The organism is Streptomyces sp. NBC_01244, assembly GCF_035987325.1.
In the GTDB taxonomy this organism is placed as follows: domain Bacteria; phylum Actinomycetota; class Actinomycetes; order Streptomycetales; family Streptomycetaceae; genus Streptomyces.
This window is the reverse complement of the sequence record NZ_CP108489.1, coordinates 192,515-215,447: the sequence shown is the minus strand read 5'-3', so window position 1 is coordinate 215,447 and position 22,933 is coordinate 192,515. Positions and strand designations below refer to the sequence as shown.

25 protein-coding genes and 1 pseudogene are annotated in these 22,933 nt (G+C 73.8%); 5 read left to right on the top strand and 21 right to left on the bottom strand.

Annotated elements, in window-relative coordinates; all coding sequences use genetic code 11:
• Nucleotides 1–105: 105 nt before the first annotated feature.
• From OG247_RS43370 to OG247_RS43280, 19 genes are all read right to left on the bottom strand, one after another.
• On the bottom strand, nucleotides 106–915 hold the full coding sequence (locus tag OG247_RS43370; protein ID WP_327258015.1) for a 4'-phosphopantetheinyl transferase family protein: 810 nt from the start codon (nucleotides 913–915) through the stop codon (nucleotides 106–108).
• 76 nt (nucleotides 916–991) lie between these two features.
• On the bottom strand, nucleotides 992–1,930 hold the full coding sequence (locus tag OG247_RS43365; RefSeq protein WP_327258014.1) for a TauD/TfdA family dioxygenase: 939 nt from the start codon (nucleotides 1,928–1,930) through the stop codon (nucleotides 992–994).
• Between the two features lie 239 nt (nucleotides 1,931–2,169).
• On the bottom strand, nucleotides 2,170–2,916 hold the full coding sequence (locus tag OG247_RS43360; RefSeq protein WP_327258013.1) for a 2-hydroxychromene-2-carboxylate isomerase: 747 nt from the start codon (nucleotides 2,914–2,916) through the stop codon (nucleotides 2,170–2,172).
• Nucleotides 2,913–3,665: a 3-oxoacyl-[acyl-carrier-protein] reductase gene (gene fabG / locus OG247_RS43355; protein ID WP_327258012.1), complete on the bottom strand. Its 753-nt coding sequence runs from the start codon at nucleotides 3,663–3,665 to the stop codon at nucleotides 2,913–2,915. The genes OG247_RS43360 and fabG overlap by 4 nt, the downstream gene beginning before the upstream one ends.
• Nucleotides 3,662–4,165 (bottom strand): 3-hydroxyacyl-ACP dehydratase FabZ family protein, encoded by a 504-nt coding sequence (locus OG247_RS43350; RefSeq protein ID WP_327258011.1) that lies wholly within the window; start codon nucleotides 4,163–4,165, stop codon nucleotides 3,662–3,664. Before OG247_RS43350 ends, fabG begins: the two co-directional genes overlap by 4 nt.
• Entirely contained in the window at nucleotides 4,162–4,551 is a 390-nt protein-coding gene (locus OG247_RS43345; protein WP_327258010.1) for a 3-hydroxyacyl-ACP dehydratase FabZ family protein, read from the bottom strand. Before OG247_RS43345 ends, OG247_RS43350 begins: the two co-directional genes overlap by 4 nt.
• Nucleotides 4,548–5,096 (bottom strand): acyl carrier protein, encoded by a 549-nt coding sequence (locus tag OG247_RS43340; RefSeq protein WP_327258009.1) that lies wholly within the window; start codon nucleotides 5,094–5,096, stop codon nucleotides 4,548–4,550. The genes OG247_RS43345 and OG247_RS43340 overlap by 4 nt, the downstream gene beginning before the upstream one ends.
• Before the next feature lie 43 nt (nucleotides 5,097–5,139).
• The gene (locus tag OG247_RS43335) at nucleotides 5,140–6,243 is read right to left on the bottom strand and encodes a beta-ketoacyl synthase N-terminal-like domain-containing protein (protein WP_327258008.1); all 1,104 of its coding nucleotides are present in this window, start codon (nucleotides 6,241–6,243) and stop codon (nucleotides 5,140–5,142) included.
• Complete coding sequence (locus tag OG247_RS43330; RefSeq protein ID WP_327258007.1) at nucleotides 6,240–7,082, bottom strand: SDR family oxidoreductase; 843 nt, start codon at nucleotides 7,080–7,082, stop codon at nucleotides 6,240–6,242. Before OG247_RS43330 ends, OG247_RS43335 begins: the two co-directional genes overlap by 4 nt.
• The gene (locus OG247_RS43325; RefSeq protein ID WP_327258006.1) at nucleotides 7,076–8,158 is read right to left on the bottom strand and encodes a beta-ketoacyl synthase N-terminal-like domain-containing protein; all 1,083 of its coding nucleotides are present in this window, start codon (nucleotides 8,156–8,158) and stop codon (nucleotides 7,076–7,078) included. The genes OG247_RS43330 and OG247_RS43325 overlap by 7 nt, the downstream gene beginning before the upstream one ends.
• Nucleotides 8,155–9,432: a beta-ketoacyl-[acyl-carrier-protein] synthase family protein gene (locus tag OG247_RS43320; RefSeq protein WP_327258005.1), complete on the bottom strand. Its 1,278-nt coding sequence runs from the start codon at nucleotides 9,430–9,432 to the stop codon at nucleotides 8,155–8,157. The genes OG247_RS43325 and OG247_RS43320 overlap by 4 nt, the downstream gene beginning before the upstream one ends.
• The gene (locus OG247_RS43315) at nucleotides 9,429–10,397 is read right to left on the bottom strand and encodes an acyl-CoA thioesterase (RefSeq protein ID WP_327258004.1); all 969 of its coding nucleotides are present in this window, start codon (nucleotides 10,395–10,397) and stop codon (nucleotides 9,429–9,431) included. The genes OG247_RS43320 and OG247_RS43315 overlap by 4 nt, the downstream gene beginning before the upstream one ends.
• Nucleotides 10,394–11,302: an alpha/beta fold hydrolase gene (locus OG247_RS43310; protein WP_327258003.1), complete on the bottom strand. Its 909-nt coding sequence runs from the start codon at nucleotides 11,300–11,302 to the stop codon at nucleotides 10,394–10,396. Before OG247_RS43310 ends, OG247_RS43315 begins: the two co-directional genes overlap by 4 nt.
• Nucleotides 11,299–12,408 (bottom strand): beta-ketoacyl synthase N-terminal-like domain-containing protein, encoded by a 1,110-nt coding sequence (locus OG247_RS43305; RefSeq protein ID WP_327258002.1) that lies wholly within the window; start codon nucleotides 12,406–12,408, stop codon nucleotides 11,299–11,301. Before OG247_RS43305 ends, OG247_RS43310 begins: the two co-directional genes overlap by 4 nt.
• Entirely contained in the window at nucleotides 12,405–13,571 is a 1,167-nt protein-coding gene (locus OG247_RS43300; protein ID WP_327258001.1) for a beta-ketoacyl-[acyl-carrier-protein] synthase family protein, read from the bottom strand. The genes OG247_RS43305 and OG247_RS43300 overlap by 4 nt, the downstream gene beginning before the upstream one ends.
• Entirely contained in the window at nucleotides 13,568–14,860 is a 1,293-nt protein-coding gene (locus tag OG247_RS43295; protein WP_327258000.1) for a beta-ketoacyl-[acyl-carrier-protein] synthase family protein, read from the bottom strand. Before OG247_RS43295 ends, OG247_RS43300 begins: the two co-directional genes overlap by 4 nt.
• Nucleotides 14,861–14,982: 122 nt before the next feature.
• Nucleotides 14,983–15,249 (bottom strand): acyl carrier protein, encoded by a 267-nt coding sequence (locus OG247_RS43290; protein WP_327257999.1) that lies wholly within the window; start codon nucleotides 15,247–15,249, stop codon nucleotides 14,983–14,985.
• A gap of 90 nt (nucleotides 15,250–15,339) precedes the next feature.
• Nucleotides 15,340–16,383 carry a LuxR C-terminal-related transcriptional regulator gene (locus OG247_RS43285; RefSeq protein WP_327257998.1) on the bottom strand — a complete coding sequence of 348 codons (1,044 nt, stop codon included), beginning with the start codon at nucleotides 16,381–16,383 and terminating at the stop codon, nucleotides 15,340–15,342.
• 174 nt (nucleotides 16,384–16,557) lie between these two features.
• Nucleotides 16,558–16,758 carry a hypothetical protein gene (locus tag OG247_RS43280; protein WP_327257997.1) on the bottom strand — a complete coding sequence of 67 codons (201 nt, stop codon included), beginning with the start codon at nucleotides 16,756–16,758 and terminating at the stop codon, nucleotides 16,558–16,560.
• Between the two features lie 286 nt (nucleotides 16,759–17,044).
• Here OG247_RS43280 and OG247_RS43275 point away from each other — a divergent pair, with 286 nt between their 5' ends.
• The 5 genes and pseudogenes from OG247_RS43275 (at nucleotide 17,045) to OG247_RS43255 (ending at nucleotide 20,984) form a co-directional block, all read left to right on the top strand.
• Nucleotides 17,045–18,652 carry an acyl-CoA carboxylase subunit beta gene (locus OG247_RS43275; protein ID WP_327257996.1) on the top strand — a complete coding sequence of 536 codons (1,608 nt, stop codon included), beginning with the start codon at nucleotides 17,045–17,047 and terminating at the stop codon, nucleotides 18,650–18,652.
• 90 nt (nucleotides 18,653–18,742) lie between these two features.
• A complete protein-coding gene (locus tag OG247_RS43270; RefSeq protein WP_327257995.1) occupies nucleotides 18,743–19,033 on the top strand; it encodes an acyl-CoA carboxylase subunit epsilon in 291 nt (96 codons plus the stop codon).
• Nucleotides 19,034–19,146: 113 nt separating this feature from the next.
• Nucleotides 19,147–19,623 carry a phospholipase gene (locus OG247_RS43265; protein WP_327257994.1) on the top strand — a complete coding sequence of 159 codons (477 nt, stop codon included), beginning with the start codon at nucleotides 19,147–19,149 and terminating at the stop codon, nucleotides 19,621–19,623.
• Between the two features lie 32 nt (nucleotides 19,624–19,655).
• Nucleotides 19,656–20,633, top strand: a pseudogene (locus OG247_RS43260) (hydroxyacid dehydrogenase); the annotation flags it as partial.
• Between the two features lie 24 nt (nucleotides 20,634–20,657).
• A complete protein-coding gene (locus OG247_RS43255; protein WP_327257993.1) occupies nucleotides 20,658–20,984 on the top strand; it encodes a chorismate mutase in 327 nt (108 codons plus the stop codon).
• Here OG247_RS43255 and OG247_RS43250 read toward each other — a convergent pair.
• Both OG247_RS43250 and OG247_RS43245 read right to left on the bottom strand, forming a co-directional pair.
• Nucleotides 20,973–21,605, bottom strand: a complete 633-nt coding sequence (locus OG247_RS43250; RefSeq protein ID WP_327258067.1) for a response regulator transcription factor — start codon at nucleotides 21,603–21,605, stop codon at nucleotides 20,973–20,975. The two genes, OG247_RS43255 and OG247_RS43250, sit on opposite strands and share 12 nt — an antisense overlap.
• Complete coding sequence (locus OG247_RS43245) at nucleotides 21,605–22,897, bottom strand: sensor histidine kinase (protein WP_327257992.1); 1,293 nt, start codon at nucleotides 22,895–22,897, stop codon at nucleotides 21,605–21,607. Before OG247_RS43245 ends, OG247_RS43250 begins: the two co-directional genes overlap by 1 nt.
• Nucleotides 22,898–22,933: the final 36 nt, after the last annotated feature.

Below are 22,933 nucleotides of genomic sequence, written 5' to 3'. Positions count from 1 at the left end.
GACGGGTGGAGCCGTCGGCAGGGGGTCGGGAGCGGAGCGGTGGAGAGAGGCGGGAAAGACGGGGAAAGCGGTACGGGCAGGTGTGTACGGGTGACCGGCGGCCGCTCAGGCGGCGGCCGGGAGCCCGGCGGGTTCCGTGAGGGCGGGCGGTACGGGCAGGTGGACGGGGACCGCGGTGAAGCCGTGGTCCCCGGCCAGGAACACCGGCCCGGTGCTGCCGGCCTCACGGGCGAGGGCGGCGTACCGGCCGGGCCCGAGCGGCAGGTCCTGCACGATCCAGGAGTCCGGACCCCGGAGCTCGCGGTGGCGGACCAGGACCGCGCCGGCGTCCTGCGGCCGTACCTCGATGGCGGACAGGTCGGCGACGATGCCGACGCCGCTGGCCTTGACGACGGCCTCCTTGCGGGTCCAGCCGCGGAAGAAGGCGGCGGTACGGGCCTCCTCGTCGGCCAGGGACGCCAGATGGGCCAGTTCCTCCCGCGACATGACGAACAGCGAGGTTCCGGTGAAGTCGTCGAGCAGCCGGGGATCCTCGATGTCCACGCCGACCTGCCGGTCGGCGGTGAGGGCGAGCAGCCAGTGCCCGCCGGAGCGGGACAGGTTGAAGTCGAGGCCGGTGGGCGGCCAGACGACCGCGGGTCTGCCGTGGGCGGGGTCGGGGCAGCGCGGGCAGGGCTGGCGCCCGAGCCGGATCTCCCCGGGGTCGGACTCCAGATAGCGGGCGAGGACGCGGCGGACGGCCGCGTGGATGTTGGCATAGCGGATGCCGGCGCGGCCCGAGCGGCGGACGGCCAGCGCCCGCTCCTCGGCGGAGAGCAGCTCCGCGGCTCCGGGCTCGGGGTGGTCGGAGGCTACGCCCTGCCAGACGTGGACGGCGTCGTCCTCGCGCAGGGCTCGGTAGGAGGCACCTTTCATGGGCCACTTCCTGACGGGTCGGTGATGGGCGTGCGTGGCGCGGGGCGGACCGGCGCTCACGCGGAGGAGCGCGGGATCAGTCGGACATGGCCACGAGGATGCGCCGGTTGCCGGTGAAGGGGCGGCGGCCGTGGGCGAGCAGCACGTTGTCGATGAGCAGCAGGTCGCCCTGGGCCCAGTCGACGTCGACGGCGTGTTCCAGGCCGCGGTCGCGGATCTGGGCGACGTACGCCTCGGGGATGGGGCTGCCGTCGGCGAAGGTGACGTTCTGCGGGAGCTCGTCCTCGGGGAGGATCTGGGCGAGCGCGGCGGCCGTGTCGTCGCCCAGGCCCGCCGGATGCCACTGATCGGCCTGGTTGAACCACACCTCGGCGCCCGTCACGGGATGCCGGGTCGTGGCCGGGCGCACGGACTCGACACGGATCCCGCCGTCCGGCTGCCAGGCCCACGTGCAGTCGGTGCCCCCGAGGAACGTCTCGACCTCCTCGCGCCGGTCGGTCTCGAAGGTGGCCTGCCAGGACTTGCCCAGGCCGAAGCCGTCGTGGAGATTCTGCACGTAGCGGACGCCGCCGACGAACGCCTCGCGCACCTCGTCGTCCAGGGACTCCAGCCAGCGGGCCGCGTCCAGGACCGGAGTGGCCCCGCCGCCGCCCGGGCGGACCTGACAGTAGAAGGCGAGCCGGGCCGGCCAGGCATCGGCGTAGCTCATCTCGTTGTGCATGGAGATCGTGAACTCCGGCGGGTACTCCGTCGAGGTGTAGACGTTCCCCCCGACCTTCGTCCGCGGCGAGTTGCCGTGCACATAGGCGAGCCGGCGCGGCAGCACCAGGTCGAGCACCGCGTCGAGGTCGTCCGCGGGCACGTCGAACCCCCGGAAGACGAGGCCCTTCTCCTTCACGAAGATGTCGGCGAGCCCGTCGGGGCCCAGGTCTTCAAGGACCTCTCGCAGTTCCTCCGGGCCTCCGCGGCCCTCCGGCCCGATGCGCAGGGGGGCCCAGTCGTCGCTGTTCGGCATGGTCACCTCTCGGTGGGTGTGAACGGTGTGTGGCAGGTGGTGAGGCGGTGTCACGCAGTGGAGTGCGGTGAGTCTTCCGAGGGTCCCGGCGGGGCCCCCGCCATCGCCATGGAGGGTCTATATGGCCCGGTACATCCAGATTTCTTCCCTCTGCCGGTGCGGGACGCGCGAAAGGGCCGCCGCCGGCTCGGGGGAGGAGCGGGCGGCGGCCCCTGGTCGGGCCGGGCGACGTGTGCGCGTCAGCCGCAGCCTCCCGCATGGCCGTCGTCGAAGGACGGTCCGTGCGGCGCACGGGGGGACTGCGCGGGCTCGGGCGCGGGCGCGGGCTCCGCGGCGAAGCGCCGGGTCAGGGCGGACACGAAGGCCGGAAGCCGGTCCAGCCCCCAGTACTTGTCGAAGTGGTCGGTGAAGAACGGGACTCCGAACACCCCGTCCCGGTCCACGTCCAGCAGGGCGCGCACCCCGGCCTCCCGCAGCTCCGGGTCCCGGGCGGCCCCGGACAGCTCGTCCGGATCGATGCCGAGCTCGGCGCCGAAGCCCGCCACCACCCCGGGGTCGCAGACGTCCAGCCCGTCCTGCCAGCGGGCGCGGGCGGCGAGGGCGATGTACTCGGGCCCCTTGCCGTGCCGGGCGGCGGCCAGGTACCCGAGGTGCGGGACCTCCCACACCGGCTCGCGGTCCACCGGCCAGCCGAACTCCAGCCCGCGCTCGGCGGCCAGCCGGCGCACGTCCTGGAGGATGTAGCGGTGCTTGGCCGCCGACATCGCCGTGTACGGGAACTCCCCGCCCGCCGCCCGGAGCATCTTCAGACTGAGCTCGTCCGGCTCGAAGAAGGGGACCCATTCGATGCGGCCGGCGAGCTCCCGGTGCCGGTCGAGCAGTTCCCTGTACGCCAGCCAGGAGTACGGGCTGCGCAGCGAGAAGTAGAACCGGGGCGGCCGACGGGTCCGCCGGCGCGGCCCGGCCGCGGCCGGACCGGCGCTCACAGCGAGATCCCGCCGTCCACCTGGAAGACCTGGCCCGTGATGTAGGCGGCCCGGTCGGAGACCAGGAAGGAGACCGTGTCCGCGACGTCGTCCGGCGAGCCGAAGCGGCCGAGCGCGATCTTCTTCCTCATCTCCTTGGCCGTCTTCTCCGTCAGCACCGCCGTCATGTCCGTCTCGATGAAGCCCGGCGCGACCGCGTTGGCCCGGATGCCGTACCGGCCGGCCTCCTTGGCGAGGGAGCGGGTGAAGCCGATGATGCCCGCCTTGGACGCGGAGTAGTTGGTCTGCCCGGCGTTGCCGGCCACCCCGGCGACCGAGGACAGGGTCACCAGCGCACCGCCGCCCCGCTTGATCATCGGGAAGACCACCGACCGGGCCAGGTTGTAGGTGCCGTCGAGGTTGGTGCGGATGACCGCGTCCCAATCCTCGTCCGGCATCAGCACCAGCGGCTTGTCACGGGTGATCCCGGCGGAGGTGATCGCGGCCCGGACCGGGCCGAGCCCCTCCTCCACGGCGTCGACGAACGCCTGCACCTGCGACCGGTCGGCGACGTCGACCCGGCGCGTCAGCACCCGGCGGCCCGTCTCCCGTACGTCCTTGGCGACGAGTTCGGCGGACTGGTCGTCCGAGCGGTAGCAGAAGGCGATGTCGTAGCCGTCGCGCGCCAGCCGGGCGACCACGGCGCGGCCGATGCCCCGCGATCCTCCGGTGACCAGGGCGACCCCCACGTCCGTCCCGGGGTCCGTCATGCCGCCACCGCCTCGGGCTGCGGGCGCAGTTCGGTGACGTCGCGCAGGGCGACCACCAGGCTGGCCACGGTCAGCAGGGGGCGGCCGTCCGCGAAGGACTCGCCTGCCAGGATGGCGGTGTCACCGGCCAGTTTGACCAGGCGGACCTCGTGCCGGACGAGCTCGCCCGGGTAGACACGGCCGGTGAACTCGACTCCGTTGATGGAGCCGGCCAGTTCCACCTTCCCGGCCAGCACGTCCGGGTTGGGGTCCTCCCAGACGGAGAGCAGCACCGCCGCCTGCGCCCAGGACTCCAGGGTGAGCGCGGCCGGGTAGGCGTAGGCCTCGGGGCCGGCGTCCTGGCCGATCCGTGCGTAGCAGGGCTCGTTGGCGGAGACCGCCTTGACGGCGGTCAGGCGCTCGCCGGGGACGACCTCGGCGACCCGGTCGACGAGCAGGATGGGGCTGCGGTGGGGCATCGTGTTCTTGATCCGGTGGAGTCCCCTGTCATCGGCGCTCACGCTGCTTGCTCCTTGTCCTTGTCCTTGCGGTACCGCAGCCGGATGTCGGCCACGGGGCCGGTGTCGGAGACGGCCTTGGCCCGTACGTCCAGCTCGGGGCCGGCGTCGGTGACGACGACGGTGGTGGTGATCCGGTCGCCGGGCAGGACCGGCCGGTGGAACCGGCAGCGGTTCATGGCCACCAGGTCGAGGGGACCGCCCCCGGCCCAGAGCCGGACGGTCCGGTCGGCGGCCTCCAGGAGGTACACGCCGGGCTGCACCGGGAAGCCCGGATAGTGCCCGGCGAGCACCGGGTCGGCCGGGTCCGCGGTGAAGGCGGTGACCGCTCCGTGCTCGTCGGCGGAGACGGGCTCCAGGGCGTCCCCGAGGACGGTCGCGGAACTCATGCGGCGACCTCCGGGGCGGAGGCGGGCGCGGCCAGCTTGCGGTCCAGCAGATCGTAGGTGCCCTGGAGGGAGGTGATGCCGGTGATCTCGGCCTCGGTCATCTTCACCGCGTACTCGCGCTCCAGGCGGACGGTGATCTCCAGCGCCATCAGGGAGTCGACTTCGAGGTCGTCGACGAAGTGGGCGTGGTCGGTGACCTCGGCCGGGTCGAGGTCGAGCACGTCGGCGATGAGATCGCGGAGCGCTTCCTTGTCGAGGGCGGCGGTGTGGTGGGCCATGTCGGTCATCCATTCGTGGGTTCGGTGTGCGTAGACGACGGCGCCGGGCGCTGCCGCGGGCTCGGGCTCGGGCTCGGGCTCGGGAGCCGACCCGGGCGCGTCCCCGGCCACGGAATCGGCTGCGGAGTCGGACTCGGCCGCGGCCACTGCGGGTCTGTGGAACCGGGGGGTCGGGTGGGCTGGCGGCGGGCCCGGGGCAGCGGTGGCCAGGTAGAGCAGCCGCCGTACCCGGCAGGACCGCCGGCGGGCGGCTGCGAGGAGGGTCAAGGCGCCTCCCGGGGCGGTCTGCCGCCCGCGGGCGCGGAGACGGTCAACTGGCACCACCCGCCTCCAGGACGGTGGCGCCGACCTGGCCGTCCGGGTCGACCGAGGTCACCAGGACGAGTTCGCCGGGGCGGGCGGCGGAGACGGCCGCCGCCAGCTGGAAGGCCGAGGAGGCCGCCGAGGTGTCGCCGATCAGCCGGCGCAGCCGTACCGAACGGCGGCCGCCCCCGTCGGCGAAGACCCCGGCGAGCGCCGACTCCTCGCGTCCTCCCAGCACCCCGCCGCAGTCCGAGGGGACCAGCAGCCGCACGTCCTCGGGGCGTACGTCCGCCTCCTTGAGGACCTCGGTGACCGCCCGTACGACGGCCGGGCCGGTTCCCTCGGGTTCGCTGAAGGCGATGAACCGGGCGCCGCGCACGGTCGCCACGGCCGTCCGGCCGTAGGCCCGGGCCCGGGCCGCCGACTCCAGCAGGAAGAGCGCGCAGCCCTCGCCGAGCGGCCCGGCCGGCCGGTGCGGGGCCCGGCCCCGGTACTCCAGCCAGGCGCGCTCCGCCGAGAACTCCTCGACCGCCCCGCACAGCACCGCCTCGCAGTGGCCCTGGCGCAGCAGCCGGGCGGCGTAGTTGAGGGCGAGCAGGCCGGTCACCGCGCCGCCCGCGACCGTGGTGTTGGGGCCGCGCAGCCGGTGCCAGATGGCGCTCTGGCCGGCGGCCTTGTTCATCACCGTGTTGGGGAAGTGCGCGGGGTCCACGTGGATGGGCTTCTCGGCGGTGAGCGAGGAGCGGGTGAAGTCCATGATCGACTGGACGCTGCCGTGGCCGGTGCCGAGAACCATGCCGATGTCGTCGGGGAGGTCCTGGGCCAGCCCGGGACCGGCCGAGTCGAGGAGCAGTCCCGCGGTGGCGACGGCCAGTGCGGTGGCCCGGTCCATGGCGCGGGTGCCCTTGCGGCCCAGGACGGCGCGGATGTCGAAGCCGGGGACGATGCCGGCCCGGTCGTAGGGGCCGGCCGGGTCGGGCAGCGGGTGCGTCGCCGGGTCGCCGGCCGCCAGGCCCGCGGTGAAGGCGTCGGCTCCCAAGCCGTACGGAGAGGCCGCGGACCAGCCGGAGACGACCAGGGTGCCGGCGGGGGCTGCGGTGGACGTGGTCATGACTCGCTCCTGACGAGGGACGCGGAGCCCCAGGCTCCGGCGGCGGCGTGGAGTTCGGCGCCGTCCACGCCGATGGTGTTGCCGCTGATCCAGGAGGACTCGGTGCGCGAGAGCAGCGCGACCGCGTCGGCGACGTCCTCGGGGCGGGTCAGCCGGCCGTGCGGGTTGTTCTGGGCGGCCCGGGCCACGTACACGTCGTGCTCGGGGATGCGTTCCAGGGCGGGGGTCACGGTGACCCCGGCGCGGATGGCGTTCACCGCGACCCCCTGGGGGGCGAGTTCGCAGGCCAGCTGGCGGACGTGGGCCTCCAGCGCGACCTTCGCGGCGGAGACGGCGCCGTAGCTGGGCAGCGCCTGGACGGTGCCGGCGCTGGTCATCGCGTAGACCTTGGAGCCGGTCCGGAGCAGCCCGGCGGCGGCCAGGTCCTGCGTCCAGTAGACGAGGCTGTGCGCCATGACGTCGAGGGTCATCTCCAGCTGGCGGGGGCTGATCGGCTTGTCCCAGCCCGCGCGCGGCAGGAACGGCACGAGGGTGCCGAAGGCGAGGGAGTGGACGAGGATCCGGACGCCGCCGGAGTCGGCCGTCAACTCCCGCAGGTCGGTGACCAGTTCGGCGCGGGCGGTGCGGGAGGCCGCGTTGGCGTTGTGGAAGCGGACCTCCACCCCCTGCGCGGCGATCTCGGTGACGAGCGCTTCGACCTCGTCCCGGCGGGAGGCGGTGTCGAAGTGCACGCCGAAGACGTTGACCCCCTCTGCCGCCAGGCCCAGCGCGACCGCACGGCCGATGCCGCTGGACGCGCCGAGGATCACGCACCAACTGCCTTCCAGTGACTTCAGCATGGGTTTCCCTCCCGTTCGGGGCCGTGGGGACGTACCGGCGGCCGGCCCAGGGCGCTCAGCAGTACGAAGGCGATGTGGCCGCGGCCGCCCGCGACGACCAGCAGCCGGTCTCCGGGCTCCCCGGTGACCAGGCGGACGAGCCCGACCGCGGCCGCGAGGCTGCCCGCGCCGAGCGGTACGGCGCCGGGCGGCGCGCCGGGCGCGAGCGCTCCGGGCGTCGGCGGGGCGGCCGGCCGGATGGCAAGGACCCCGTCCACGGCGGCCCGGGTGAGGGCGGCCACCGGGGAGCCGTCCAAGACGTAGTGCGGCTCGGGGGCGCGGGCCCCCGGTCCCGCGGCCGCCAGCAGGCGGTCGAGCGCACCGGTGACCGTGGCGGTCAGCCGGGCGCGGCCCGCCCCTTCGGCGAGGGAGCGCGGGGGGACGTGGAGGGAGCGGGCCCGGACGAGGCCGTGCACGGCCGCGCCGCGGGCCTCGGCTGCCGCCGGGGGCTCCAGGACCAGGGCGGCGGCGCCCTGTTCCCCCGGTTCCCCGGCGCCCTTGGGCAGGGCGTGTTCGGCCGCTCCGACGAACAGGGCGTCGCAGCGGCCTGCGGCCAGTGCCCGCGCCCCGGCCTCGACGGCCTCCAGGGCGGCGGTGCCGGGCGCGGCCAGGGTGAGGGCGAAGCCCTTGAGGCCGTGCTCGGCGGCGAGCCGGGAGCCCAGCACGCTGGCCGCGAAGTAGGGGGCGGTGGCGGGCGACAGGGCGTTGGCGCCGCCCTCCGCCGCCACCTGGCGGTCCATCCGGTCGAAGAGCCCGGCGAGGGCTCCGTTGAGGGCGAGGGCGGAGCCGCGCCGGTCCTCGGGCACCAGGTCGATCCCGCCGCCGTCGGCGGCGGCCCCGCGGGCGGCGGCGAGGAGGTACTGGGCGGCGGCGGGCAGGTACTTGTAGCCGCGCGGTCCGAGCCGGGTGCGGTGGTCGAACCAGTCGTCCGGCGGGCCGCCGGGCCACTGCGCCCGCCCTCCGGGTGCGTCGGGCGGCAGCACCAGGGCAGCGCCGGTCACGGCGAGTCCGCCGTCGATGCCGATCGGGAGGCTCATGCCGCCACTCCTCGCGTGGCGGGGCGTCCCCGGTCGGCGGCCGGGCCGTCGGCGGCTGCGGCGTCTTCGGCGTTTTCGGCGGCCTCGGCGTCTTCCAGTACCAGCGAGGAGTTGCTGCCGCCGAAGCCGTACGCGTTGACCAGTACCCGGCGCCGGCCGGGCTCCAGCGCCACCGGTTCCCGCTGCGGGAGCCATACCGGGCACTGCGGGTCCTGGTGGTCCAGGGGGATGTTGCGCGGCACCCGGCCGTGCCGGAGCACCAGTGCGGCGGCGACCGCGCCGAGCGCGGCGGAGGCACCGCCGGTGTGGCCGAGCAGCGCCTTCAGGCTGTACACGGGAACGTCCCGGACCCGGCGGCCGAGCACGTGGTGCAGGGCCCGGCTCTCGACCTCGTCGCCGATCCGGGTCCCGGTGGCGTGCGGGATGACACAGCCGATCCCGGCTTCCCCGCCGGGCCCGCCGAGGGCCTCGCGCATCGCCCGTACGATCTGCTCGCCATCGGCGTGCGGGGCGGTGGGGTGCCCGGCGTCGCAGCTCCAGCCGACGCCGGACAGCCGCAGCGGCCGGGCCCCGGCGGGGCGGGTACCGGTACGGGGACGGGTCGACGTGCGGGCCCGGTGGCTGGTGGCCGACTCGACCACCAGCATGCCCGCGCCCTCCGCGAAGACCGTGCCGGCCCGCTCCTGTTCGAAGGGGCGGCAGCGCTCCGGGTCCACGGCGCCCAGCCGGTTGAAGCAGCCGAGCGCGACGCGCGAGTAGGCGTCGGAGCCGCCCGCGAGGACCAGGTCCGCCTCGCCCGAGCGCACCATGTCCACCGCCATGCCGAGCGCGTAGCCGCCGGCCGAGCAGGCGGTGGTGACGTCGTGCGCGGCGCCGTACAGGCCCAGTTCCTCCGCGAGCCCGCCCGCCAGCCGGAACGGCGGCGTCCAGCCGCCGTCCCCGCGGCCGCGCTCGTTGGTGCCGGGCTCGCCCATGCAGCTGCCGACGACGACGGCGGCCCGGGCGGACCCGTCCCCGGACAGGGTGTCCGGGTCCAGGCCCGCGTCGGCCAGCGCCTCGCGGGCGGCCGCCGCGGCGAACCGGGCGGCCCGCTCCGCCGAGAGGTCGGGGTCGGGGACCAGGTTCATCAGCGGCAGGTCCATCTCGGCGAGCCGGTCCGCAGGCCGGTCCGGCAGGCGGATCCCGGCCGCCGTCATGGCCTGCCACAGGGCGTCCGTACCCCCGCCGTGGCAGGTGACGGCGCCGATCCCGGTGACCACGACCTCCTCGGTCATGCCTGCTTGCCCTCCAGCGCCGCGTTCATGCGGTCGTCGAAGGGGACCAGGCTCCAGTCGGCGCGGTTCTCGATGACCGCGTAGCCGTGGGTGATCTGGCCGGTGGCCGTGTGCAGCAGCTCGCCGTCGCGGACCACGTAGGTGTCCATGCGGGAGTCGTAGGTGAAGCCCTTGAAGACGTTCTCGACGGTGATGACGACGTACAGGTCCTCCTCCATCCGCGCCTCGTCCAGGATGGTGATCCGCGAGTGCGGGACGACCGGGATCCAGTTCTGCTCGTCCAGCAGGGTCTTGATGGAGACGCCGCGGGAGGCGACGAGCTGGTCCTTGGCCTCCTCCATCAGGCGCAGGTAGCCGGACATCTGGATGCGCTCGGTGAAGTGGCAGTACCAGTACGGGATGCGGAACTTCCAGGCGAAGGCGTTGCGGCCGGCCGTGAGCTCCTTCGTGAGGTCGTCGGCGCCGAGGTCGACCCGGGGGGCCTCGACCTTCCAGGCCGGGGTGGCGTGCAGCGTGTCGACGGCGTACGGGGCGAGGGCCGCGGGGGCGGGCTTCTCGCCGCCGCCGCGCGGGTCGAGGCGCAGCTGCACGCGGACGGTGGAGGTGACGGCCTTGAGGAGGGTCTCGCGCTGCACGTGCAGGGTGACGGCGAGGAGGATCTCGCCGTCCTTGGCCTTGCGGTGCGGCTTGACCTCGGCGACGGCGACGTCGTCGATGTGGAAGGCGTGCAGGATGCGGGTGTCGATGTCGACGATGTCGGTGCACAGTCCGTACGTCTCGTAGACGGTGCCGGGCAGCAGGCCGGACCGGCGCAGGTGGTTCAGGACGGCTTCCTCGACGAGGTAGTTGACGTGCTTGAAGCCGATCCAGGTGCAGATGTTGGAGCCCTCGTAGCGGGGGCGGATCTCGAAGGTGGTCGGGGTCGCGAGGTCGAGGGTCACGGACTCGGACACGGTCAGGGTCACGTCAGCTCCGGTGCAGGCAGGGGCAGGGGTTCGGCCAGGGCGGTCAGGACGGTGGGGGCGGTCGAGGCGGTGGGGGCGGGCAGGGCGGCCCCGGTGGCCGTGCGGGCGGGTTCGGATACCGCCGTGCGCGGCCGGGAGCCGGTGAGGAAGGCGTTGACGGTGGCGGCGAACAGCTCGGGCTGCTCCGCCATCGGGAAGTGGCCGCTGTCGTCGAAGACCCGTACCTCGGCGTGCGGCAGGGCCTCGGCCAGGGCTCGGGCGTCGGACGGCGGGGCGGCGAAGTCGTGCTCCCCCGCGACGACCAGAACGGGCCGGGTCAGCGATCCGATGTCGAGGAACGGGCTGCGCAGGTAGGCGTCGAAGAACCGCATCCAGCCGTACGGGCCGACACGTTCGCGCATCTTCAGCGCCATCAGCTCGCGCAGGTCCCGCGGGATCCGGTCGGCGGAGCTGACGCGCAGCCCCTCGTCGAGGATCCGGTGGAAACCGTTGAGGTAGTACTGCGCGGTCTCGAAGTCGAAGTCGTCCGGGTCGCGGCGGTGGAACGGGGAGACCAGGACGACGGCGGCGGGGCGGGCCGGCCGCTCGGCGGCCAGCAGCTCCAGCACGGCGCCGGCCGCGAAGGAGTGGGCGACCACGGCGTCCGCGCCGCCGGGCACGCCGTCGAGGGCCTGGCGGACCCACGGCACCGGGTCGGGCCGGTGGCTCCAGCCGGTGCCCACGGCGGAGGCCGCCCAGGGCAGTTCGGCCTCCCAGACCTCCAGGCGGGGGGCGGCGAGCTCGCTGAACCGGCGCCAGACCTCGGTGGTGCCGGCCAGGCCGTGCAGGGTCAGGACCCGTACGGGCCTTCCGGCGCCCTCGGCGGGGCGCCGCAGGCGGACCCCCACCTCGGTGCGTCCGTTCACGGCGTGGCCCCCACGGGTTCGGAGGCGGACCCGGCTCGCGAGGACTCGTTCCTGTAGGGCTCGGCGGCCACCGGGAGGAACAGCAGCGCGGCCGCCGCGTCGTCCCCGCCCTCGTCCCCGGTGCCGGCCGTGGCCAGCACCGCGGCACCCGCGCCGCCGGACAGCCAGGCCGTCGCGGCCACCGCCTGGAGCACGCCGAGCGCGCCCGAGGACGGCCCCAGCAGCTCCGACAGGTCGTGCACCGGCGTGCCGGCGGTGCCGTCGCCGAGGGCGGACGCGGAGCCGCGGCCCCCCTCGAGGTGTTCGGGTACGCACCACAGCCCGAGGTCCCGGCCGTCCCCGGCCCGTACGGCGACCACCGCGTCGGCGTGCCGGGCCCGGCGGGCGTACGGACCGACCCCGGCCAGTGGGCGTACCCCGCGTGCCGCGGCGGATCCGGCGGACTCCAGGACCAGCGCGGCCGCACCGTCGAAGAAGGCCTCCCGGTCGGGCGGCAGCAGGTGCCGCACCTCGGGGTTGTCCGGTTCCACCCCCACGACCAGCACCCGCTCCACCCGGCCGGCCGCGATCAGCAGCGCGCCCCAGCGGACGGCGTCCAGCCCGGAGGTGGGCCCGTTGCACAGGGTCAGGTTGGCGCCGCGCAGCCCGTGGGTGATGGCGATCCAGGAGGCCACCACGTTGCTGGAGGTGGCCGGGAGCATCATCGGGCTGGTGCCCAGGTAGGTGCCGCGGGCGATGGTGGCGACGGTCTCGCAGACCGTGTCCACATTGCCGAAGTTGGTGCTGACCACGCAGCCCACCGAGGCACCGGGCACGGTCAGGGCGCCGTCCGCGCCGGTGAGTCCGGCGGCGGCGAGGGCCTCGCGGGCGGCGACCATGCCCAGTTTGGTGGCCCGGTCCTTGTAGCGCAGGCCGCGGCCGGTGAGTCGGTCGACCGGGTCGCCGGCGCCGCCGTGCCCGCCCCGCGCCCCGGGTCCCAGCTCCGCCGGGCCGGCGACGCCGGTCAGGGCGGTGCCCAGTCCGGTCACCACCACCTCGGCGGTGCGGCCGGTACCGGTGCCGGTACCCGGGGCGGGGGTTCTGGCGGGGGTTCTGGCGGTGCTCACGACGTGCCTCCCTGCAGGCTCTCGACCACGGCCACCGCGTTGAGGCCGCCGAAGCCGAAGGAGTTGATCTGGGCCAGCCGCAGCGGCTCCGCGGGCCGCAGGGCCCGGGTGCCGCGGACCATCCGGAACGCGCCCACCGCCTCCACCGGGTCGTCGAGCCCGAGGATCGGCGGCACGGCGCCCTGCCGCATCACGTCGACGGCCGCGACCAGACTGTGCAGCCCGGAGGCGCCCGCCGTGTGGCCGGTCATGCACTTGATGGCGGTCATGTAGGGGGACGGGTGCACCCCCGCGAACACCGAGCCCAGCGCCGCCAGCTCGGCCTCGTCGTTGAGCGGGGTGCCGGTGCCGTGCAGCATCAGCAGGTCCACGTCGGCCGGGACGATCCCGGCGCGGTCGTGCGCCTCGCGGATCACCGTGGCGATGTTCTTGGCCTCCGGGGCGGAGGGGTGGTGGGCGTCGCAGTTGACGGCCACCGAGCGGACCCTGACGTGCGCCCGGCCCGCGGGGGCCGGCCCGTCGGCCTCCCGGCGCAGGACCACGGCCACCGCGCCCTCGCCCTGGAGCATGCCGCGCCGCGCCTTGTCGAACGGGCGTACCCGGTCGGGAGCTTCGGGGTAGCAGCGGTCCAGCAGCCCGTAGGTGGACTCGGAGATGGTGTCCACGCCGGCCACCACGACGGTGTCGGCGGCGCCCAGCTCCAGCAGGTCCACGCCGAGCCCGAGGGCGTACAGCGAGGCGGAGCAGGCGTTGGCCACGGTGTGCGTGTCGGCGGCGCCGAACCGGCGCCGCAGCATGGTGCCGAAGTGCATGTCCCGGACGTCGAAGGGGATCCTGTCGCGCCAGGACAGCTCCACGGAGCGCAGTTCCCGCAGGGTCGTCCCGACGAGGACGGGTACCCCGTCGAGGTCCTCGCCGAGGCCGGCGTCCGCGAGGGCCGCGGCCACCGCCCGCTCCAGCCACCGGGTGGCGCGCAGCGGCTCGTCCACGCCGGGCGCGGGCCGGTCGTCGATCTCGTAGGCGACCTGCGCGCGGAACCGTGTGGGGTCGTAGCCGCGCAGCGGGGCCAGCCCGCTGCGGCCGGCGACGAGGGAGTCGTATATCTCGGCGACCGAGCCGCCGATGCTGGCGACGGCTCCCGTTCCGGTGACGATCCAGCTCATACGGGGCTCAGCTCCCCCGCGCCGGCGCGGCCGGCCACGACCCGCTCGGGGAGGTAGCGGGCCAGGATGACCACGGCGTTGTTGCCGCCGAACGCGAGGGCGTTGTTCTGCACGATGTCGAGGTCGGCCTCGACGGCGTGGTTGGGGACGCAGTCGACCCCGCACTCGGGGTCGGTCTCGGTGTGGTTGATGGTGGGCGGGATGAAGCCCTGGGTGAGCGCGACGGCGCAGGCGGCCAGGGCCACGGCGCTGGCGGCGCCCATGCTGTGGCCGATCATCGACTTGATGGAGACGGTGCGGGGCATCGCCTCGGCGCCGAAGACCTGCCGGATGGCGCCGGCCTCGGTGATGTCGTTGGCCTTGGTGCCGGTGCCGTGCGCGGACACGAAGTCGATCTGGTCCGGGGTGACTCCGGCGTTGCGGTGGGCGATGGCGATCGTACGGGCGATGCTGTCCCGGTCGGGGGCGACCGGGTGCAGGGCGTCGCAGGCCAGCCCGTAGCCGAGTACCTCGGCGTAGACGCGGGCGCCGCGCGCCAGCGCCGACTCCAGGCTCTCCAGGACCAGGATCCCGGAGCCCTCGCCGGTGAGGATGCCCCGGCGGTCCTTGTCGAAGGGCTGGCAGACCTCGGGGGCTATGGTGCCGAGCCGGTAGAAGCCGGTGAAGGTCTTGCGGCAGAGCGCGTCGGCGCCGCCGACCAGGGCGATGTCCACGTCTCCGCTGCGCAGGGCGTCGTAGCCGTACCCGACGGCGTAGTTGCCGGCCGCGCAGGCGGTCGGGATGGAGACCGCCTCGGCGTCCTCCAGGGCGAACTCGCGCACGATGGCGGAGGAGAGCCGGCCGGCCGGGAAGCGGGCGGCGGCCTGCGGGTCGTAGCTGTCGGGACCGGTTGCGAGGGTGCTCTCGACGAGCTGGTCGAGATCGCGCGACTCCCCGTCGGTGGTGCCGACGGACACCAGGGCCCGGCGGGCCCGGACGTCCTCCACGGCCAGCCCGGCGTCCGCGACGGCCATGCGGGCGGCCGCCACCGAGAACTGGGTGGCGCGGCCGAGGTCCTCCGGGTCCAGCCGGTGGATCCACTGCGCCGGATCGAAGTCGGAAACCTCGCAGGCGTTCGCGTACGCGAAACCTTCGGTGTCGAACGCGGTGATCGGCTTGGCCCCGCTGGCCCCGGCCCGCAGGCCGGCGGCGAAGGCCTCGATGCCGATGCCGATGCTGGTCACGACGCCGAGCCCGGTGACGACCACGCGGCGAGGCGCGACGCCCGGACCTGGCTGAACTGTGCTCATGGCTCACCCTCTGACTGTCTCGGGGCGGCACCGGGACCGGCGCCGCCGTGCGGCGCCCGCGCGGGGTCGCCCGCGGTCGCGCGGGGTCGCGGTGGGCCCGCGGCGTATGAAGGTTGCGCCGGTCAGGCGCCGAGGGCCTCGGAGACGACGGCGTAGACGCCGACGAGGTTGACCATCCGGCTCAGCTCGGCCTGGTCGATGGTGACCCGCTGGGTGCGCTCCAGCGCGGCGAGGATCTCGATCGCGCGCAGCGAGTCGGCGTCGTGGTCCTCCTTGAAGAGGCTGGTCTCGGTGACCTCGTCCTCGTCGATCTCAAGGATGTCGCAGACGATCTCCTTGATCTCCTGCTTGCGCTCGGTGGACAGCTCGCTGCTCACGACGTTGCTCATGTTCGGCTCCCTCGGAAGGTGGTCGGACGGAGCCGTTCGACTCCCAATCCGTTCGCTGGAGCGATCGTGAGCGAGGGTGCTATCGGACCTCTATACGAGGATCTCCGGCAGGTCCCCGCCGTCGCCGTCGCCCTCCGGAGAGGGTCCCGGCTCGTCGAGCCAGCCGAGTTTGGCCGCGTTCATGCCGGCCTGGAAGCGGCTCTTGGCTCCGAGGCGGCCCATCAGTTCGGCGGTGATCCGGCGGCCCGTGCGCACGGAGACGCCGAGCTTGCGGGCGACGACCTCGTCGGTGAGGCCCTCGCCGAGCAGCCGCAGGACGGCCCGCTCCTGGCTGCTGAGCTCCTCGGAGTCGGCGCTGCTGGCGCGCCGGCGCGGGCCCGCGCTGAGGGGGACGGCCTTCTCCCACACGAGCTGGAACAGCTCGCCGAGGCTGGAGAGGATGCCGGGCCCCCGGAAGAGGAGGGCTCCGGCGCCCGAATCCTCGGGGTCCATGGGCAGGATGACCACCTCGCCGTCGAAGATGATCATCCGGGTGGGGAGGGAGGCGACGGTGCGGACTTCGTTGCCCTGTTCGACGAGCCAGCGGGCGTGCTCCACCGACGGCGGGTCGTTGTAGATGCTGTCGAGATAGACGGTGCGCATGGACACGCCGCGTTCGACGAGGCTCGCGCCGAGCGGGCGGCTGGACCGGCGGGCGGCCTGGGACTGACCGCCGCCGGGGGCGAAGGTGAGCAGGCTCTTGCGGCAAGCCATCGAGATCTCCTCGATGCGGTCGCGGATCCGGTCGATTCCCTCGATCCGCTCGACCTCGCTGTGCCGGCGCTGCTGCCGGGAGACGGCGAATTCCTCTATGAGGCGGGCGACTTCCACCCTGGTTTCGGCCATTTGCCGCTGCCGCGACAGGAGATCGGTCTCGTGCTGGGCGAGCAGGGTCTGGAGTCCGAGGTCGGGGCTGATGGCGCGCAGCCGGCCTGGGGTCTCCCAGGACGGTCTGATGAGGCCGAGCCGCACGCATTCGTCCAGGGCGGCCCGAACCTTGGTGATCGGCCAGTGTAAGTGGTCCACCAGATCCTCTACGGTGCCGCAGGAGTTCAGCAGCAACGTACGGTACAACTCGGTGGCCTCAGCGCTCATTCCGATCGGTTCAAGCACGCGTCCCCCCGGCCCGCCGATTAACCATGCCTGATCATCGAAGTCCTGCAGCGGGTGAGCGTAACATGAACCGGCTGGTAATAACGGAACGCCCGTTCATCCGAGCGCACACTCGGCGAAGGGCGTTCCGTTATTACCGGCTGTAACCGCAATTCGTCAGGCCTGGCCCGGGCGCGGCGGAAGGTCCCACGTGGGGTCCTCCAGGGGCGCGGCCACCACTGAGTCCCACGTCGGGTCCGGCGGTGTGCCCACGCCGCCGGACTCGCCCGCCAGGACGGCGCCGAGGACCGGTGATCCGCTCAGCGCGAGCACCGCGGCCACTGCCACAAACGCCGACTTGAACAAATTGGCTGTCATTTCTGCTCCCCCATGGACTGCAATTCCACTGCGAAATCCGCATTAATCTGCGAGCCGAGTTCGGAGGCTGTTTACGCCTGCCGTTCCGATGACAGGATTCTTGCCGTGCGGATCCCGCGCTCACCAGGGGAATGGATTGTCAGGCTCTTGCCCTGGCAGAAGACTGTCACCGGTGGAATTCGTTCCGCTTGGTCCGCCGAAGGCCCTGCGCGTAGAAGAACTAGAGGTCGCGGGCCTACTACTGGCCGATGACGTGCATCCCCCTCCGGACTTCGGGAGCAGCCGCATGACCGTCGTCGATGCCTCGACCGCCGCTCCACCGGTCCTCGAGCCGCCCCCGAGGCCGGACCCTGCCACGCTGACCGCCGAACTACTGGACCGGCACCGGCGGGCGGCGGAGGGCACGGACCGGTCCGCGACCGAGCGGCAGCATGCCAGGGGCAAACTCACCGCCCGCGAGCGGCTGGACCTGCTCTTCGAGAAGGACTCGTTCTGCGAGGTGGAGCCGCTGCGGGTGCACCGGGCGACGGGTTTCGGCCTGGAGCACAAACGCCCCTACACCGACGGGGTGGTGACCGGCTGGGGCACCGTGGAGGGCCGGACGGTCTTCGCGTACGCCCACGACTTCCGGATCTTCGGCGGGGCCCTCGGGGAGGCCCACGCGGAGAAGATCCACAAGGTGATGGACCTGGCCGAGTCGGCCGGCGCCCCGCTCGTGGCCCTGTGCGACGGGGCGGGCGCCCGGATCCAGGAGGGGGTCACCGCGCTGGCCGGGTACGGCGGCATCTTCCGCCGCAACGTCCGCATGTCCGGGGTGGTTCCGCAGATCAGCGTCATGCTCGGCCCCTGCGCGGGCGGGGCGGCGTACTCCCCGGCGCTCACCGACTTCGTGTTCATGGTGCGCGGGATCTCCCAGATGTTCATCACCGGACCGGACGTGGTGCGGGCGGTGACCGGCGAGGAGATCAGCCAGGACGGCCTGGGCGGGGCGGACGTGCACGGCAGTACGACGGGCGTGGCAGCTTTCGTCCACGACGACGAGGAGTCGGCGCTGGCCGAGGTACGCCACCTGCTGTCGCTGCTGCCGTCCAACAACCGGGAGCTGCCGCCCCGGGAGTACCCGGGTGACTCGCCGGTCCGGCGGACCGAGGCGCTGCTGGACCTCGTCCCGGCCGACCCGTCCCGCTCGTACGACATCCGCGAGGTGATCGCGGAGCTCGTGGACGACGGCGACTTCACCGAGGTGCACGAGGGCTGGGCACGCAACGTGGTGTGCGCGCTGGCCAGGCTGGACGGCCATCCGGTGGGCATCGTGGCCAACCAACCCTCGTGTCTGGCCGGGGTGCTGGACATCCACGCCTCGGAGAAGGCGGCCCGGTTCGTGCGGACCTGCGACGCCTTCTCGATCCCGCTCGTGACCCTGCTGGACGTGCCCGGGTTCCTGCCGGGCGCCGACCAGGAGCACGGGGGGATCATCCGGCACGGGGCGAAGCTGCTGTACGCGTACTGCGACGCGACGGTGCCGCGGATCTCGCTGGTACTGCGGAAGGCGTACGGCGGGGCGTACATCGTCATGGACTCCCGCTCGATCGGCGCGGACCTCGCCTTCGCCTGGCCGACCAACGAGATCGCGGTGATGGGCGCGGAGGGCGCGGCCAACGTGGTGTTCCGCCGGGAGATCGCGGCGGCGGACGACCCGGAGGCGGCCCGGCAGCGGCTGATCGAGGAGTACCGCGCGCAGCTGATGCATCCGTATTACGCGGCCGAGCGCGGCCTGGTCGACGACGTGATCGACCCGGCCGAGACGCGGGCGGTGCTGATCCGGTCGCTGGCGATGCTGCGCAACAAGCAGACGTCGCTGCCGTCCAGGAAGCACGGCAACTCCCCCACCTAGACCCACCCCACGTCGACCCACCCCACCCGGACCCGCGCCGCCCGGACCCACCCCACCCAGATCCACCCCACCCAAAGCCAGGAGGCTCCCTTGAAGACGCTCTCATCCCCGGCCGAGGCTCCGGCCCGGGGCCCGGCCCGGGCCGCCGCGCCGGCCGCGGTCAACTCGATCGACCCGCTGATCTCCATCCTGCGCGGGACCCCTGACCCGGCGGAACTCGCGGCGCTCACCGCCGTCCTGCTGTCCCGGCTGCGCGAGAACGGGTCCGGGACCGGAGCCGATCGGGCGGAGCCGGAACCGGCGCCGGCGAGAGCCCCGTGGAGCCGGCCGGCCTTCCACTCGGCCGGGTCCTGGCACGCACCGGACGGCCTCGGGCGCTGACGCCGCGCCAGGTCCCGTATAGCCGCGGCGGAGCTCCGCGATAACCGCCCCTCCCACTCTGAGGCACGTCGGCGCCGGGAAGATCCCGGCGCCCCTCTCGTTGGAGGATCCCGATGCACCGTCGTCTCGCCACCGTGATAGCCGCTTCCGCCGCCGCGATCGTCGCCCTGGCCACCCCGGCCTCGGCCGCACCGGCCGACAAGCCCCAGGTACTGAGCAGCTGGACGCAGACCAGCACGGCGAGTTACAACGCCTGGGTGTCGGCCCGCGGCAACCAGGGAAGCTGGTCGGCGTACGGGTTCGACTGGACGACCGACTACTGCACGACCTCTCCGGACAACCCGTTCGGCTTCCCGTTCCAGACGGCCTGTGCCCGGCACGACTTCGGCTACCGCAACTACAAGGCGGCCGGCGCGTTCGACGCGAACAAGCCGCGGCTCGACGACGCCTTCTACTCGGACCTCAAGCGGGTGTGCTCCGGCTACTCGGGGCTGAAGAAGACCTCGTGCGACTCCACCGCGTGGACCTACTACCAGGCCGTGAAGGCCTTCGGCAGCAGCGCCGCCGTGGACGGCGGTACCTCCGTCTGACGTCGCCACCCGAGCCGAGAGAGGGACCGCCGATGAGCTCCCCCGCACTTGCCCCCTTCCGCGATCCCGCCGTGCGCAGGGCGACCGTCCTGCTGGCCGAGGAGCTGTCCCCGGCCACCGTGGCGGCCCTCGGGGCGGAGGTCGACGTACGCCGCTGCGACGGCACCGACCGGGGCGCGCTGCTGGCCGCGCTCGCCGACGCCGACGCCGTGATCGTCCGGTCCGCCACCACGATGGACGCCGAGGCCGTCGCCGCGGCCCCGGGGCTGAGGGTGATCGCCCGGGCCGGGATCGGCCTGGACAACGTGGACGTGGCGGCGGCCACCGCCGCGGGCGTGCTGGTCGTCAACGCGCCCACGTCCAACATCGTCAGCGCCGCCGAGCACGCCATCGCCCTGCTCCTCGCGGTCGCCCGCAACGTGGCCCCCGCCGACGCCGCGCTGAGGGCGGGCCGGTGGCAGCGGGCCCGCTTCACCGGTGTGGAGCTGTCGGGCAAGGTCCTCGGCATCGTCGGCCTCGGGCGGATCGGCTCGCTGGTGGCCACCCGGATGGCCGCCTTCGGCATGGAGGTGGTGGCGTACGACCCCTACGCGGACGAGGAGTCGGCGGCCCGCGCCGGGGTACGGCTCGTCCCCCTCGACGAGCTTCTCGCCCTGGGCGACTTCATCACCGTGCACCTGCCCAGGACCCCCGAGACCCTCGGCCTGATCGACGCCGGGGCCATCGCGCGGATGAAGCCGCAGGTGCGGCTGGTGAACGCCGCGCGCGGCGGCATCGTCGACGAGCGGGCGCTGTACGAGGCGCTCGTGGAGGGCCGGGTCGCGGGCGCGGGCCTGGACGTCTTCGCCACCGAACCCTGCACCGACTCCCCGCTGTTCGCCCTGGAGAACGTGGTGGTGACCCCGCACCTGGGCGCCGGTACCGCCGAGGCGCAGGAGAAGGCCGGCACTTCGGTGGCCGCCTCGGTCCTGCTGGCCCTGGCGGGCGAGCCCGTCCCCGACGCCGTCAACGGCTGATCCCCCGAGGAGAGAACCATGACCCGGCAGACGCTTTCCCACACCGTCCTGACTCCCCCCGCCGACGCCGAGAGCGTGATCGCGGGCCTGCGGGGCTCCATCGACGTGCTCGACGCGCAGATCCTGGAGCTGCTCGAACGGCGCCGCGGGCTCTCGGCCTCCGTCCAGCGCGCCCGGATCTCCTCCGGCGGGCGCCGGACCGAGCTCGGCCGCGAGAACGTGGTCATCAAGCGCTACGCCGACCGGCTGGGCCGGCCCGGCGGGACGATGGCCATGGCGCTGCTGGAGTTCTGCCGGGGGGCGACGGCGCCGGGTGTCCTCGGCGCGCCGGGATCAGGACCGTAGGAAGGCCAGGACCGCCAGCACCCGCCGGTGGGTGTCGTCCGCCGGCGGGAGGTCCAGCTTGGAGAGGATGGAGCCGATGTGCTTGCCGACGGCGGCCTCGGAGACCACCAGCTGGCGGGCGATCGCCGCGTTGGACTTGCCCTCCGCCACCAGGCCCAGCACCTCGCGCTCGCGGGCCGTCAGGCGCTCCAGCGGATCGCGGCGGCGGCGCAGCAGCTGGCGGACGACCTCGGGGTCGACGACGGTGCCGCCCGAGGCGACCTCCTGGAGGGCGGCCTGGAACTCCTCGACCTGGCCGACGCGGTCCTTGAGGAGGTAGCCGATGCCGGATCCGTCGCCGGAGTCGAGCAGCTCCGAGGCGTAGGTGCGCTGGACGTACTGGCTGAGGACCAGGACGGGCAGCGAGGGCTGGTCCGTGCGCAGCCGCACGGCCGCGTGCAGGCCCTCGTCCTGGAAGCCGGGCGGCATGCGTACGTCGGTGACGACGATGTCGGGCCGGTGCTCGGCGACCGCCGTGATCAGCGCCGGGGCGTCGCCGACGGCGGCGGCCACCTCGTGGCCGAAGCGGCTGAGCAGGCCGATCAGCCCTTCGCGCAGCAGCACGCTGTCCTCGGCCAGCACTACGCGGAGCGCTCGGTCTCGGTCCACTCGCAAGGAATCTCCACACGCAGCAGGGTCGGTCCGCCGGGTGGGCTGGACAGGGCAAGTCTGCCATCCAGAACGGACACCCGGTCGGCCAAGCCGGTCAGGCCCGAGCCCCGGCCGGTGTCCGCTCCGCCCCGCCCGTCGTCGTGGACTTCGACGGTCAGCCGGCCCCGCTCGTGCCGGCCGGTGACGGTGGCCCGGGCGGCGCCGCTGTGCTTGCCGACGTTCGCCAGCGCCTCGCACACCACGAAGTACGCGGCGGCTTCGACGGCTTCGGGGAGGCGGCTCGCGAGGTCGACGGTGACGTCCACGGGGACCGCGGACCGGTCGGCCGCGTCGGCGATCGCCGCGCCGAGGCCGTAGTCCGTGAGGACCTTGGGGTGGATGCCCTGGATCAGTTCGCGGAGTTCGGCCAGAGTCTTGCCCGCTTCCTCGTGGGCCTTGGCGAGCTGGTCGGCGAGGGGCCCGGGCGGGGCGTCCAGGCGGGCCAGTCCCAGCGTCATGGTCAGGGCGACCAGGCGCTGTTGCGCCCCGTCGTGGAGGTCTCGTTCGATCCTGCGGCGCTCGGCCTCGAAGGCATCGACCAGCCGCACCCGGGACCGTACGAGTTCGGTGACCCGCTCCCCGAGCTCCGGCTCGGGCGGCGCGATGAGCAGCCGGGTCAGTTCGGCGCGGGCGACCGCCACGGCGCCGAGGACGTAGCCGCAGACTCCGAAGAGCAGGAGGCCGAGAAGGGCGATGCCGATCGCCTGCGGCCAGGAGACGGTCGTCCATTCCTTGAGGACGGTTGCCTGGCTGTCCCCGGACGTGGCCAGCAGTACGGGGGTGGCCATCAGGCTGAGCGGCACGCACAGGGCCAGGCCTACGGCGAGGAGGTCCAGCGGCCACAGCAGGGTCGCGAAGACCACGGTGTAGCCGAGCTCGCGCCAGGTCACGGGCTCCCGGAACCGGGTGCGGGCCCAGGCCGTCAGGCCCGGCTCGGCCGGTTCGGCGTGCGGGGTGGGGGTGGGCCTGCCGTCCACCATCCGCAAGCGGCGGCGCTCCAGGGCGGCCACCGGGACTCCGGAGAAGGCCAGCAGGGCGAGCAGCGGGATCCCCACCAGGACGACGGCGAGCGCGGCGCCCACCGCCATCCCGACCACGAGGGCCAGCAGGACGACGATCCCTACGGGGGTGCTGCTGAGCAGGTAGCCGGCGGCCCGCCAGGGCCAGGCGGAGAGCAGGAAGCCGGGTCGGGCCATGGCCTGCCACACATTGACTGAGCGCATGGGTTCACCGTAGGAGACCGGTCTCTGCCGGGGCCA

Bases quoted from the DNA above. Each gene is read 5' to 3' on its own strand.
- OG247_RS43325 (WP_327258006.1), bottom strand. From the start codon at position 8,158: ATGAGCCTCCCGATCGGCATCGACGGCGGACTCGCCGTGACCGGCGCT.
- OG247_RS43300 (WP_327258001.1), bottom strand. From the start codon at position 13,571: ATGAGCTGGATCGTCACCGGAACGGGAGCCGTCGCCAGCATCGGCGGC.
- OG247_RS43365 (WP_327258014.1), bottom strand. From the start codon at position 1,930: ATGCCGAACAGCGACGACTGGGCCCCCCTGCGCATCGGGCCGGAGGGC.
- OG247_RS43290 (WP_327257999.1), bottom strand. From the start codon at position 15,249: ATGAGCAACGTCGTGAGCAGCGAGCTGTCCACCGAGCGCAAGCAGGAG.
- OG247_RS43295 (WP_327258000.1), bottom strand. From the start codon at position 14,860: ATGAGCACAGTTCAGCCAGGTCCGGGCGTCGCGCCTCGCCGCGTGGTC.
- OG247_RS43275 (WP_327257996.1), top strand. From the start codon at position 17,045: ATGACCGTCGTCGATGCCTCGACCGCCGCTCCACCGGTCCTCGAGCCG.
- OG247_RS43330 (WP_327258007.1), bottom strand. From the start codon at position 7,082: ATGCTGAAGTCACTGGAAGGCAGTTGGTGCGTGATCCTCGGCGCGTCC.
- OG247_RS43335 (WP_327258008.1), bottom strand. From the start codon at position 6,243: ATGACCACGTCCACCGCAGCCCCCGCCGGCACCCTGGTCGTCTCCGGC.
- OG247_RS43320 (WP_327258005.1), bottom strand. From the start codon at position 9,432: ATGACCGAGGAGGTCGTGGTCACCGGGATCGGCGCCGTCACCTGCCAC.
- OG247_RS43345 (WP_327258010.1), bottom strand. From the start codon at position 4,551: ATGAGTTCCGCGACCGTCCTCGGGGACGCCCTGGAGCCCGTCTCCGCC.
- OG247_RS43255 (WP_327257993.1), top strand. From the start codon at position 20,658: ATGACCCGGCAGACGCTTTCCCACACCGTCCTGACTCCCCCCGCCGAC.
- OG247_RS43280 (WP_327257997.1), bottom strand. From the start codon at position 16,758: ATGACAGCCAATTTGTTCAAGTCGGCGTTTGTGGCAGTGGCCGCGGTG.
- OG247_RS43265 (WP_327257994.1), top strand. From the start codon at position 19,147: ATGCACCGTCGTCTCGCCACCGTGATAGCCGCTTCCGCCGCCGCGATC.
- fabG (WP_327258012.1), bottom strand. From the start codon at position 3,665: ATGACGGACCCCGGGACGGACGTGGGGGTCGCCCTGGTCACCGGAGGA.
- OG247_RS43370 (WP_327258015.1), bottom strand. From the start codon at position 915: ATGAAAGGTGCCTCCTACCGAGCCCTGCGCGAGGACGACGCCGTCCAC.
- OG247_RS43245 (WP_327257992.1), bottom strand. From the start codon at position 22,897: ATGCGCTCAGTCAATGTGTGGCAGGCCATGGCCCGACCCGGCTTCCTG.
- OG247_RS43285 (WP_327257998.1), bottom strand. From the start codon at position 16,383: ATGAGCGCTGAGGCCACCGAGTTGTACCGTACGTTGCTGCTGAACTCC.